This is a genomic window from Marinobacter aromaticivorans (assembly GCF_002806975.1).
In the GTDB taxonomy this organism is placed as follows: domain Bacteria; phylum Pseudomonadota; class Gammaproteobacteria; order Pseudomonadales; family Oleiphilaceae; genus Marinobacter; species Marinobacter aromaticivorans.
Window position 1 is genome coordinate 53,560 of the sequence record NZ_NIHD01000003.1, and the last position, 11,057, is coordinate 64,616.

Genomic DNA, 11,057 nt, shown 5'->3' on the forward strand with positions numbered 1-11,057 from the left:
TGGCTCGCAATAAGGGCTTACCGGCGTGGATCGTCGGGTGGCCTGGCGGTCTCGGGCTCCAGTCGCGTCAGTTTGAAGGCCAGGGCAGCCTTGACAAATTCGCCAAAGATACGCCGGTGTCCGCTATGATAAAGCAGGTATTCGGGGTGCCATTGGAGCCCCATCAGCCATTGGCCACGGGTATTTTCGAAGGCCTGGACAAACAGGTCGTTATCTACCGCCACCACCCTCAGGTTTTTGCCCAGCTCCTTGATTGCCTGGCTGTGTATCCGGTTGGCCCCGATTACCGGTGCCCGCATAACCTGGCTCAGCAGGCTACCGGAAACCACGCGGACGGTTTGTAATGGCAGTAAAAGCGGGCGGTGCCGGGTGTTTACCCGCAATGGCGTAACATTCTGGCACAGGGAACCACCGCGGAAGACGTTAATGAACTGTGCGCCCCGGCAAATCCCCAGAACCGGAATTCCGATGGCTTCGGCCTGTTGCAGCAGCAACTGATCTGTGGTGTCCCGGGCACTGTCATAACGGGCACTGACCTGAGGCTCCTGCCCGAAACGGTGCGGATGCACATGGGTGCCGCCCGACAAGACCAGCCCGTCCAGCATTGACACATCCACACGGGCACCGGGGCGGATGTAGTAGGGCCGCGCACCTTGCAGTCGCAACCCGAGGCTGATCAGCCGTTGCGCAATGCGCTTACGGGCAGGGCCACTGATGCCGATGGTCAGGCCGGGCAGATTGTCTTCCGGGTAGTGCTGTTCAGACATAGCCTTTGCTTTGCAGCCAGTTTTCGGATGTTTCCAGCCAGCTACGGGTCAGATTGCGCAGGCTGATTTTTCGGCTTTTCCGGAATAAGTCACGCAATTCCGCCAGGTCATCTGCACGGTTTGCCAGCTGCTCAACCACAACCCAGTCATTCCATACACAGGAGAAGCGCCATGCCGGGTTGTCGATGTCGCAGTCCGGCAGCCGGTAATGCAGGGTGGGCCGGCTTTTGATGCGCGGGTCCTCCACATACCGGTCAAGCAGGGGCTTGTCCAGGTGCGCAAACAGTGGCAACAGATCCAGAGCACGGTTGCGGGTGGGGTTGGTATCCAGATAGTCCACCATCAGTTGATGCTGATCCGGGGCATAATCGTCGGCCATCAGCAAATCCGTGTATCGACTGCTCCAGGGCTCAATATACGTGGTGAGTTTTCGGCTGATATCCAGCTGGTGGCGCGCTTTGAGCCAGTCATAGAGCGCGGCGAACGCCTGAAAGTAACGGATCAGCGTTGCCGGTTTGAGGTCAGGCAGCTCCGGATTGAGCTGCAAGCCAAAGGCGAAATAGATTGCTTCCCGGCTGCCCAGGGCACCGGCTTCGCGCAACCGGTCAGTCAGCGTCTCAATGCGATGTAACCCGGAGAAGGGGATGGGGGGGGTGATAATCTCCAGCGGCACAATACGCTCGGCAGCGGCATCTATAACCTCCATAGCCTGGCCCCCAAGATCACGGATAGACTGGGGTAAACGCTCATCTGCAAGGTCCAGGTCCTTGATGGGGTCTGAATCCAGCTCGATCACAAAGGGCCCCTGGGGGGTTTCAACTTTGCTCACATAGCGGGACTCCTGCACCGCTTCGCCATCCAGTAACTCCGCCACCAGCCCAACCAGTTGCGCGTAGCCGAGCCCGGATAACTCAATTTCCACGCCTACCCGGCGTTCGTTTCCGTCACTTGTGTTGCGTATGTCGGGCAACTTACAGGGGCTGACTTGGCTCATAAGACTCACTGTTAATGGAAATGAAGGTAACGTTCCCGAACCATATCACACTCACCAGGCAGCCGTTGTTAAGGGTCCGGAAGAAAACCGGCCAACGTACTTTACACTGGATAAAACACTGTATATAGTCAAACCACTGTACAAAAAAACAGGATTGCCAAAAAAACAGGATTGCCTGTCTGCCGGATAACAGGCCGGGCAAGCGGCATAACCGAATGCGGTAGATTCAAACGGGAGCGGCGAAACAATGAAGCTGACAGCAAGACAGACCCAGGTATTGGAAATCATTCGTCGATCCGTGGATGAGACCGGGTATCCGCCAACGCGTGCAGAAATCGCCGCGGAGCTGGGTTTCCGCTCGGCAAATGCCGCCGAAGAGCACCTGCGGGCTTTGGCACGTAAAGGCGCCATTGAAATGGTTCCCGGTGCCAGCCGCGGTATTCGCCTGCCAGAAGTTGCAGAGGATCCCGGCCTGCCGGTGATTGGTCAGGTAGCAGCAGGCAGCCCTATTCTGGCCCAGGAGCATGTGGAGGATTACTGCACCCTGAAGCCGGAATTTTTCTCGCCTTCTGCAGATTACCTGCTCCGTGTCAGGGGCATGAGCATGAAGGATATTGGCATTCTGGATGGCGACCTGCTTGCGGTACACAGCACCCAGGATGTTCACAACGGGCAGATTGTTGTGGCCAGGGTAGGTGATGAAGTGACGGTGAAGCGCTTCCGGAAAGAAGGATCGAAGGTGTATCTGATTGCCGAAAACGAAGAGTTTGCACCGATTGAGGTCGACCTGAAAGAGCAGGAACTGTTTATCGAAGGGCTGGGTGTCGGCGTTATTCGGCGCTCAGATCTGCACTAGGCCGGGCTGGTATAAACCACAGACGCATTGAAAAACGGGTGATTTATGGAACAACTTAGCTTCAACCAGAATATGGCTTGGCAACAGGGTGCCTCACCATTTCCAGTGCCTGATTACACAGCCCGGAAGCAGCGCACAGTTATTCGCACCAGGTACAGACCCGAGAACGCAAACCCGAATCCAGCCGGCGCCACCTCAACGGGTAGCACGGGCAACGTGACAGAAATCATCCTGCCGGAAGGGCAGGTGGAAAACTTTCAGCTACTGTTGCCTATGCTGACGCAACTCAACCAGGAAAAGCGCTGGCTTGCATGGATTGACCCGCCCCAGGCGCTGGTCAGCAAATGGCAAAAAATGCACGGGATTGTTGCCGGTGAGATACTGGTTTTGCGTTCCACCGCAGAATACCCGGCCCGGCAACTTGCAGAAAGAGCCCTGAGTGCCGGTACCTGCCACGCAGTGGTTATGTGGACGGGAAAGCTGAGCAGAACCGCTTTTGGTTCACTGCAGGAGGCGGCAGCACAGGGGAACAGCCACGGCGTTGTGCTCAGGCAGCGCTGAGGGTTTTCAGTGAAGGGTATAAGCGGGCTGTGCGTCAGATGCGTCCAGCTCGTCGTCATCCCAGTCAACATCGTGAGCAACACTGCCCGCGGCCTCTATTCCGGCGGCAATCATGGCTTTGGCCACGGACATATCCCGATTGTCCATCATTTCGCGAGCTTCATTCGAAAAAGAAATTCTGACCAGTGGCGCGCTGTCGTCGTCGATGCGCTGCAAGGCGTAATCGCCGTTGCTGAGCTGTACAATTTCAAAAAAAGATGGTGACATTTCAATAACCTTTCCAATGTTAAAAACCGAAAGCTGCGGTGCCGTGGCGTTACCACTCACCATGTTGATCTTCCAGATGGTCGACAAACTGTTTCATGGCTTTCAGGGTTGTTCTGAGTGACTGGGCTGAGCGATCCGGCCCGGCTTCTGCCGATATTGCAATAATGTTTTCAGCAGAGACCGTTTTCCGCAGTGCAGGCGGCCTGCTCTGGGTGGCTTCAAGCTGGCTCAGGTGACACAACCAGCTGCCGCTGTCCTCCTGGAGCGATTTAAGCATCTCGATTTCAGCAGCCTGATCACCGACTCGCCGGGCCAGTTGCTCCAGTGTCAACAAACCGGCCTGCGGTTTCTGGTGCAGTGTTGCGATCATCATGAACAACAGCTGCCTGGCTCTAATAAGAAGTTCTATCGAGCCCTGAATCGCAGCCTCATGTTGCAGTGTCTGCACCGGGGCCCGGGCCGGGTTTTCCGCGGCAGTCAACTGCTCGGAGGTGTCAAGCAGGGTTCTCGCAAGAGACAGCTTTTGCGAAACCAGCGAATACCATTGCGATGCCATAGACCGTCCGCCTGAAATATTTTCCTATCTTACCATTCTGGCCGGCAGATTTCTTTACCCCTTCGGTCTTTGTGCTGAGTGACAATTAAACACAAACATTCACTTGAAACGATTGTTTGAATTTGGCAAAAAGCGCCCCTGTTTCGGTTTTTTGAATTGTCTGGAGGGGTTTGGGAATGCGGAGCCAGTTTGTTGCATGTATTGCGGTGCTTTCGTTCGGGTTTTCCGGGCATGTATTGTCAGGCGTATCAGTAACGGAAGCAGAGCGGCTCAAACAGGAACTGACGCCAGTCGGGGCCGAGCGCAGTGGCAATGCCTCTGGCAGTATTCCGGAATGGACCGGAGGGCTTCGGGAAGCCCCGGCCAACTGGCGCGACGGCCAGGTTGAAGTGGACCCGTTCCCCGAAGACAAAACGTTGTTTGTCATCACTGCCGACAATATGCACCTGTATAAGGACAGGCTCTCCGAAGGCTCGCTGCGGATGCTTGAACAGTACAAACCGGATTTCTTCATGCCGGTTTACAAAACCCGGCGTACGGCTGCATTTCCGGAACATGTGTATGAGAAGTTCTATGAAAATGCGCTGAGCGCAGAGGTTCTGGACAATGGAAACGGGGTTCGCAATACCATCATGACCAGCCCTTTTCCAATTCCCAAAAACGGCCTGGAGGTCATGTGGAATCATATTCTGCGTTACCGTGGTGAAGAGGTATCATTCCGCAGTGCTTCAGCGACACCCCAGGTTGACGGTTCGTACAACCCGGTAGTGAATCAGTACGATTATTATTTTCCGTACAGCAAGAAAGGCACGGAACTGGCTGATATTGATAACAAGATTTTCTACCTCAAGACCGATACGATTTCACCTTCAAATCTTGCCGGTACCATCACACTGGTACACGAAACCCTGGATCAGGTGCGCTCGCCACGCCTTGCCTGGCGTTATGATGCGGGCTCACGACGCCTGAGGCGGTCGCCAAACCTTGCCTACGAGACGGACCTGCCCAACTCATCGTCCCTGCGCTCGGTCGACCAGAAAGACATGTATAACGGCGCGCCCAACCAGTATGACTGGGAGCTGAAGGGCAAACGGGAATTGTATGTACCCTATAATGCCTACAAGTTGCACGATCAGTCGGTTCGACCGGACGATGTTATCCGTGCCGGCCATATCAACCAGGAGCTGACACGTTATGAATTGCACCGGGTGTGGGTGGTGGAGGCAACCCGCCGCACCGGTATCAAGCACATCTACGACCGCCGTGTTTTCTATGTAGACGAAGACAGCTGGCAGATTCTCATGTCGGAAGAGTACGGCGAGGCAGGCAATCTCTGGCGAGTATCCGAGGCTCATAACATAAGCTATTATCAGGAGCCGGTTTTCTGGACTACCATGGAGATGACGTACGATCTGAAAGCCCGGCGGTATTATATTGATGGCCTGGACAACAACTACCCGGCCTACGATTTTGATCCCGGGTTTCGCGGTAGCGAGTTCACGGCTTCTTCTGCACGACGGGCAGCGCGCCGCTGAGTTTTTAGCCCGGGCGGGTTGCCCGTGATCCGCCCGGGCTTGTCGTTTTTTAGCCTGTTAAGGAGGAAGCACTGTGGCCAACCCGGGTACCCCCCCTTCATCGGAGCATCAGGCCCTTCTTGATAGCCTCGATCAATTGATAGCCGACCTAAGCCAGGCGCTCGCCGACCGGGACTGGGACGCACTTGCCAGCCTCAATGCGCAGGTAAAGCCCACCGTCAAGCCTTTGGTGACCGCATTGGAAGCCGGACAGATGGATCCGGAACCGGTGCGCGCAAGGCTGGAAAAACTGCGGCAGTTTGTGGATGCGGCGGACGCAGGTGCCACCCAGGCCAGAGCAGAAGCCGAGCAAGCCTTGAAAGGGATGACCCGGAACCGTAGTGCCGCCAAGGCCTATCAGAATGTTTCGACAAATCGTCCCAAATAGCGTCATAAAATTGACTCTTTCGGTTTTACAGTCTTAAATACCGCACAAATTTCCGAAGAGATTCTCGTGAATGTCGAAAAATAACACGGTGCTGGTGCTGAGTAGGGATGAATCGAGGCGTCGGGATATGTCGACGATTCTGGAATTCATTGGCGAAGAGCAGGTTGTTACAGGGGAAGATGCCTGGGCACTCCTGGAATCCGGTGATGAGGAAAGCCTGGCGGATATTTCTGTTGCTGTGGTAAACGGCACAGACCCGGGTATTGTCGGCACCATTGAAACGGTTTGCAGGCTTGTCAAGGGTGTTCCGTTCCTCATGGTGGGTGACCCTGAGCTTAAGGGGTTGGCCGAGGCGGATGCCGCTCGCATCATTGCCCGTATGGAATGGCCTCTGAATTACACCAAGTTTGTTGATTCGCTCTATCGGGCCCAGATCTTTTGCGATCAGTTCCGTCGTTCCAATGAGCGTGGCCAGCAGCGGAACCTGCAGCTTTTTCGTAGCCTTGTTGGTACCAGTCGTAAGGTGCAGCAGGTTCGTCAGCTCATGGAGCAGGTAGCCGACAAGGATGTAAGTGTGCTGATCACCGGGCCGTCCGGTACCGGTAAAGAAGTTGTTGCCAGAAATCTCCATTACCATTCATCGCGCCGTGACAGGCCGTTTGTCCCTGTAAACTGCGGGGCTATTCCGGCAGAGTTGCTGGAGAGTGAGCTCTTTGGCCATGAAAAGGGCGCTTTTACCGGAGCCATTACTGCGCGCGTCGGGCGCTTTGAGATGGCGGAGGGCGGCACCTTGTTCCTGGACGAGATTGGCGACATGCCCCTGAACATGCAGGTAAAAATCCTGCGGGTTTTGCAGGAACGTACCTTTGAGCGTGTCGGCAGCAACCGGACGATTTCTGCGGATGTTCGCATAATTGCGGCGACCCACAAGAATCTTGAGGACATGATTGAAACCGGGGAGTTTCGGGAGGACCTGTATTACCGGCTGAATGTGTTCCCCATTGAGGTACCCTCACTGCGTGAGCGAGTGGAAGATATACCCCTGTTGATCAATGAGCTGATTTCCCGCATGGAGAAAGAGAAACGCGGATCCTTACGGATGAACTCGGCCGCGATCATGAGCCTCTGCCGGCACGATTGGCCGGGCAACGTTCGTGAGTTGGCAAATCTTGTGGAACGGCTGGCTATCATGCATCCCTACAGTGTGATCGGCGTGCAGGAGTTGCCGAAAAAGTTCCGGTATGTGGATGATTATGATGAGAACCGGCCGGTGGAAGACGCCGGGATGCCGTCGAACATCCCTGGCCTGGTTGGGCTGGATGCGCCAGCATTGTTGCCGGTGAATGGTATTGACCTGAAGGATTACCTGTCGAATCTGGAGAAGCAGTTGATTCAGCAGGCGCTGGATGAAGCCGGCGGCGTGGTTGCCCGGGCGGCGGAGAAGCTGCGGATACGGCGAACGACACTGGTGGAAAAGGTCCGCAAGTACGGGCTTCGGGAGGATGAATCCGAGGAGTCCTGAGCAGGCTTTGGTTGGTGACAGCAAGACGTCAAAGGTTTAGGGCCTTTGGCGTTTTCTTGTTTTCAGGGTGCCATAAAACCGTCACTCTGTCATTCCGTTAATTCCTTACCCACTGATATTGAACAAAAAAACCTAGTTGGCACGAAGCTGGCATTGTGGCTTGTAAATGAATCGTCCTAAGGGTGTAGTCCGGCTTTGCGGGCTGATCGGGAGTCAGATTATGAGTCAGGCACAGTTTGTCATTCAGTCGGCGGAGCACGGGGCTCAGGCCAATGCGGCGGCGGATGCTAACGATAAGGTGAGAGCGCTGTTTCCGCAGCAGGATGACGAGGCGGTGGATTCTGCGTTGGAAATGTTCAACCGGATGTCACGGCAGATTACCGATTCCTATCGCACACTGGAATCCCGGGTTAACCAGTTATCCGGTGAGTTGAGCCAGGAGTCGTTGCAGCGGCAGCAGGAGCTGGAAGAGAAAGAACAGCTGGCAGACCGGCTGTCGACCCTGCTGAACGCTTTGCCTGCGGGGGTGGTGGTTCTGGACAGCCAGGGCGTGGTGTCCCAGAGCAACCCTGCGGCAATTGCTTTGCTGGGAGAGCCTCTTGAGGGCGAGCGTTGGGTGGATGTGATTGGCCGCTGTTTCTCGCCGCGCCGGGACGATGGCCATGAAGTGTCTCTCAAGGACGGGCGCCGGGTGAGTATCGAGATCCGCACCATGGAGAACCAGCTCGGGCAGCTGATTCTGCTGACCGACCTTACCGAGACCCGCCACCTGCAATCACAATTGGCCCATGCCCAGCGGCTTTCGGCCATGGGCAAAATGGTGGCCTCGCTTGCACACCAGATTCGCACGCCTTTGTCTGCCGCCATTCTTTACGGTGGTCATTTAATCCAGGACGATCTCGATGAGGAAATGCGCCAGCGCTGTACCTCCCGGCTGATGTCGCGGCTTACCCACCTGGAGCAGCAGGTGCGGGATATGCTGATTTTTGCCCGTGGCGAAACCCGGCTGGCGGAGGAGCTGTCTGCCGCAATGCTGGTTTCCGCTCTGGAATCCGCATTGGACGGGCTTAAACCAGCAAGCGGCCCGGAAATTATTTTAAAGAATGATCTATCCGCAGACTGCCGATTGATGTGCAACCGGGATGCGCTGGTGGGAGCCTGCACCAATCTGGTGAACAACAGCCTTGAGGCCGGTGCTACTGCCGTGGCTATCCAGGTTACCTCGGAGGCAGGTGAATTGCTGGTGCGTGTTATGGATAACGGCCCGGGCTTCGCCAAGGCGGAGGCTAATCGGCTGGCGGAAGCGTTTTATACAACCAAATCCCACGGAACCGGGCTTGGCCTGGCGGTTGTGCAAGCTGTTGTGAAGGCCCATCAGGGGCGTTTTTCCATTGAATCACCGGGCCAGGGCGGCGCCATTGCGACTCTGCGCCTGCCGTTATTGCATAACCTTTCACGCAACCCTTTACGTAATACTGTCTGATCGGAGGCAACCATGGCCAAGGCCCAGATTCTGATTGTTGAGGATGACCGCGACCTGCGCGAGGCGCTGGTAACCACACTTGAGCTCGCGAAGTTTCGCGTACGCGAGGCGTCTGATGCCCACGAAGCACTGGCACGACTGGCTGAAGCGCCGGTTGATATGGTGGTCAGCGATGTCAACATGCCCGGGCTCTCCGGCCATGATTTGCTGGGCGAGGTACAGCGCTTGTACCCCGGTTTGCCGATGATGCTGATCACCGCATACGGGCAGATCAGCCACGCGGTTTCCGCCATGCAATCCGGTGCCGTGGACTATCTGGTGAAGCCGTTTGAGCCGAAGGTGCTGGTTGATGCAGTCACCAAGGTGGTCGGCGGCAGCCGTCAGAAATCCGACGATGAGCCGGTGGCGGAAGACCCGGCCAGTAAGCGTATATTCCAGCTGGCAGCCAAAGTGGCCGGCAGTGATTCCACAGTGATGATTTCCGGGGAGAGCGGCACCGGTAAGGAAGTTCTCGCACGGTACATACATCAGCAATCGCCCCGGGCAGACCAGCCGTTCGTCGCCATTAACTGCGCGGCTATTCCCGAAAACATGCTTGAGGCGATTCTCTTCGGCCATGAGAAAGGCGCCTTTACCGGCGCGGTGGCATCCGCCCCCGGCAAGTTCGAGCAGGCCAATGGTGGCACGATTCTGCTGGACGAAATATCCGAGATGGATCCCGGGCTGCAATCCAAGCTGCTGCGGGTGCTGCAGGAGCGGGAAGTGGAGCGTGTGGGCGGTCGAAAAACCATTTCCCTGGATGTGCGGGTGATTGCCACCACCAACCGGGATCTGGCGGATTTTGTGCGGGAAGGGCGGTTCCGGGAGGACCTTTACTACCGGCTCAGCGTATTTCCCATGCACTGGCAGCCCCTTCGGGAACGGCCGCTGGACATACTGCCCATGGCAACGTTTTTGCTGAAGAAGCACTGCCGCAAGATGAAGCTGACCGGCATCAGCTTTGCTGCCGATGCCCGCAATGCACTGGTTCAGCACCAATGGCCCGGTAACGTGCGGGAACTGGATAACGCAATCCAGCGTTCACTGGTTCTGCACCAGGGGAATGTGATTCATGCGGCAGACCTGTGTCTCGATATGGGTGTGAGTGGTCGCTTCGCGGGCCAGGCAGCGGCAATGCCGGCGCCAGTTGTTGAAGTGCCTTTCACGGAGCCTCAGGAGCAGCCTGTTTCTGCAGCGCCTGTGACTCAGGAAGCAGGCCCCTCGGATCCGGCATCCATGGAGGCTGGATCACTGGGGGATGATCTGCGTCAGCAGGAGTTCCGTATTATCATTCAGACGCTCAGGAAAGAGCGTGGGCGCCGCAACCGGGCTGCAGAGCAGCTGGGTATAAGCCCCAGGACGCTGAGGTACAAACTGGCACAAATGCGTGAGGCCGGCATTGATCTTGATTCGGAACTGGCCCTGGCCTGAGGTTTCCCGGGCGCCCCTGATGGACGCGTCCATCCTATGATGTACCCCCTCCTTTTAGCAGGCACTCGTTCGGGTGCCTTTTTTTGTACCTGTCAAAACCCCGTCGTTGCAGAGTTGGTGCATGGCTTCGAATAACTCAACTTGTTGGTAAATAAAAGGAAATAAATTCTGGCCTGACCATTGCTTATCCCTGGTCAATACAGTCAGACCAGCAAGCCTGCCCTGCGGGGCGGTGTCAGGAGAAAGTTATGGTTCAGCGTGCCGACATCAACAGTGTTCTGTCCGATATCCGTTCTCTGCGTTCTCAAATGCAACAGAATCTGCGTATTGAGCAGGGTCAATCGGTGCGTGGTCGCATTGATGGCCCGCGCCAGGTAGATCAGGTTCAGGAGACACCAAGCTTCGGTGATATGCTGAGCAAGGCTGTAAATAACGTGAACGAGGTTCAGAAAAATGCCAACGATTTACGGACAGCCTACGATATGGGTGACCCCAGCGTGGATATCACCCGCGTGATGATTGCCGCCGAGAAATCTTCTGTCTCTTTCGAAGCCCTGACCCAGGTGCGCAACCGCGTGGTCAAGGCCTACGAAACCATTATGAACATGCCGATCTGATA

General features: G+C 56.0%; 12 protein-coding genes. 8 read left to right on the forward strand and 4 right to left on the reverse strand.

Annotated features, from left to right (window positions below; all coding sequences use genetic code 11):
* Positions 1-17: 17 nt before the first annotated feature.
* Both CDH48_RS05400 and CDH48_RS05405 read right to left on the reverse strand, forming a co-directional pair.
* On the reverse strand, positions 18-767 hold the full coding sequence (locus CDH48_RS05400; protein ID WP_100687720.1) for a gamma-glutamyl-gamma-aminobutyrate hydrolase family protein: 750 nt from the start codon (positions 765-767) through the stop codon (positions 18-20).
* Positions 760-1,761: an amidoligase family protein gene (locus tag CDH48_RS05405; protein WP_100687721.1), complete on the reverse strand. Its 1,002-nt coding sequence runs from the start codon at positions 1,759-1,761 to the stop codon at positions 760-762. Before CDH48_RS05405 ends, CDH48_RS05400 begins: the two co-directional genes overlap by 8 nt.
* A gap of 247 nt (positions 1,762-2,008) precedes the next feature.
* On the opposite strand from CDH48_RS05405, the gene lexA reads away from it, so the two are divergent.
* Both lexA and CDH48_RS05415 read left to right on the forward strand, forming a co-directional pair.
* Positions 2,009-2,617 carry a transcriptional repressor LexA gene (gene lexA / locus CDH48_RS05410; protein WP_100687722.1) on the forward strand — a complete coding sequence of 203 codons (609 nt, stop codon included), beginning with the start codon at positions 2,009-2,011 and terminating at the stop codon, positions 2,615-2,617.
* A gap of 45 nt (positions 2,618-2,662) precedes the next feature.
* Complete coding sequence (locus CDH48_RS05415; RefSeq protein WP_100687723.1) at positions 2,663-3,178, forward strand: cell division inhibitor SulA; 516 nt, start codon at positions 2,663-2,665, stop codon at positions 3,176-3,178.
* A gap of 6 nt (positions 3,179-3,184) precedes the next feature.
* Here CDH48_RS05415 and CDH48_RS05420 read toward each other — a convergent pair whose 3' ends face one another.
* Entirely contained in the window at positions 3,185-3,445 is a 261-nt protein-coding gene (locus tag CDH48_RS05420) for a hypothetical protein (RefSeq protein ID WP_100688084.1), read from the reverse strand.
* Between the two features lie 49 nt (positions 3,446-3,494).
* Positions 3,495-4,001, reverse strand: a complete 507-nt coding sequence (locus CDH48_RS05425) for a DUF6586 family protein (RefSeq protein ID WP_100687724.1) — start codon at positions 3,999-4,001, stop codon at positions 3,495-3,497.
* Between the two features lie 176 nt (positions 4,002-4,177).
* Here CDH48_RS05425 and CDH48_RS05430 point away from each other — a divergent pair, with 176 nt between their 5' ends.
* The 6 genes from CDH48_RS05430 (at position 4,178) to fliE (ending at position 11,055) form a co-directional block, all read left to right on the forward strand.
* Positions 4,178-5,536, forward strand: coding sequence for a DUF1329 domain-containing protein (locus CDH48_RS05430; protein ID WP_100687725.1), 1,359 nt, complete (start codon positions 4,178-4,180; stop codon positions 5,534-5,536).
* A gap of 73 nt (positions 5,537-5,609) precedes the next feature.
* The gene (locus CDH48_RS05435) at positions 5,610-5,963 is read left to right on the forward strand and encodes an SOS cell division inhibitor (protein WP_100687726.1); all 354 of its coding nucleotides are present in this window, start codon (positions 5,610-5,612) and stop codon (positions 5,961-5,963) included.
* A 70-nt stretch (positions 5,964-6,033) separates the two neighbouring features.
* The gene (locus CDH48_RS05440; protein ID WP_100687727.1) at positions 6,034-7,485 is read left to right on the forward strand and encodes a sigma-54 dependent transcriptional regulator; all 1,452 of its coding nucleotides are present in this window, start codon (positions 6,034-6,036) and stop codon (positions 7,483-7,485) included.
* Between the two features lie 220 nt (positions 7,486-7,705).
* A complete protein-coding gene (locus tag CDH48_RS05445; protein ID WP_100687728.1) occupies positions 7,706-8,968 on the forward strand; it encodes a sensor histidine kinase in 1,263 nt (420 codons plus the stop codon).
* 12 nt (positions 8,969-8,980) lie between these two features.
* Positions 8,981-10,438 (forward strand): sigma-54-dependent transcriptional regulator, encoded by a 1,458-nt coding sequence (locus CDH48_RS05450; protein ID WP_100687729.1) that lies wholly within the window; start codon positions 8,981-8,983, stop codon positions 10,436-10,438.
* Between the two features lie 248 nt (positions 10,439-10,686).
* Positions 10,687-11,055, forward strand: a complete 369-nt coding sequence (gene fliE / locus CDH48_RS05455) for a flagellar hook-basal body complex protein FliE (RefSeq protein ID WP_100687730.1) — start codon at positions 10,687-10,689, stop codon at positions 11,053-11,055.
* Positions 11,056-11,057 lie beyond the last annotated feature (2 nt).

Bases quoted from the DNA above. Each gene is read 5' to 3' on its own strand.
- CDH48_RS05400 (WP_100687720.1), bottom strand. From the start codon at position 767: ATGTCTGAACAGCACTACCCGGAAGACAATCTGCCCGGCCTGACCATC.
- CDH48_RS05405 (WP_100687721.1), bottom strand. From the start codon at position 1,761: ATGAGCCAAGTCAGCCCCTGTAAGTTGCCCGACATACGCAACACAAGT.
- lexA (WP_100687722.1), top strand. From the start codon at position 2,009: ATGAAGCTGACAGCAAGACAGACCCAGGTATTGGAAATCATTCGTCGA.
- CDH48_RS05415 (WP_100687723.1), top strand. From the start codon at position 2,663: ATGGAACAACTTAGCTTCAACCAGAATATGGCTTGGCAACAGGGTGCC.
- CDH48_RS05420 (WP_100688084.1), bottom strand. From the start codon at position 3,445: ATGTCACCATCTTTTTTTGAAATTGTACAGCTCAGCAACGGCGATTAC.
- CDH48_RS05425 (WP_100687724.1), bottom strand. From the start codon at position 4,001: ATGGCATCGCAATGGTATTCGCTGGTTTCGCAAAAGCTGTCTCTTGCG.
- CDH48_RS05430 (WP_100687725.1), top strand. From the start codon at position 4,178: ATGCGGAGCCAGTTTGTTGCATGTATTGCGGTGCTTTCGTTCGGGTTT.
- CDH48_RS05440 (WP_100687727.1), top strand. From the start codon at position 6,034: ATGTCGAAAAATAACACGGTGCTGGTGCTGAGTAGGGATGAATCGAGG.
- CDH48_RS05445 (WP_100687728.1), top strand. From the start codon at position 7,706: ATGAGTCAGGCACAGTTTGTCATTCAGTCGGCGGAGCACGGGGCTCAG.
- CDH48_RS05450 (WP_100687729.1), top strand. From the start codon at position 8,981: ATGGCCAAGGCCCAGATTCTGATTGTTGAGGATGACCGCGACCTGCGC.
- fliE (WP_100687730.1), top strand. From the start codon at position 10,687: ATGGTTCAGCGTGCCGACATCAACAGTGTTCTGTCCGATATCCGTTCT.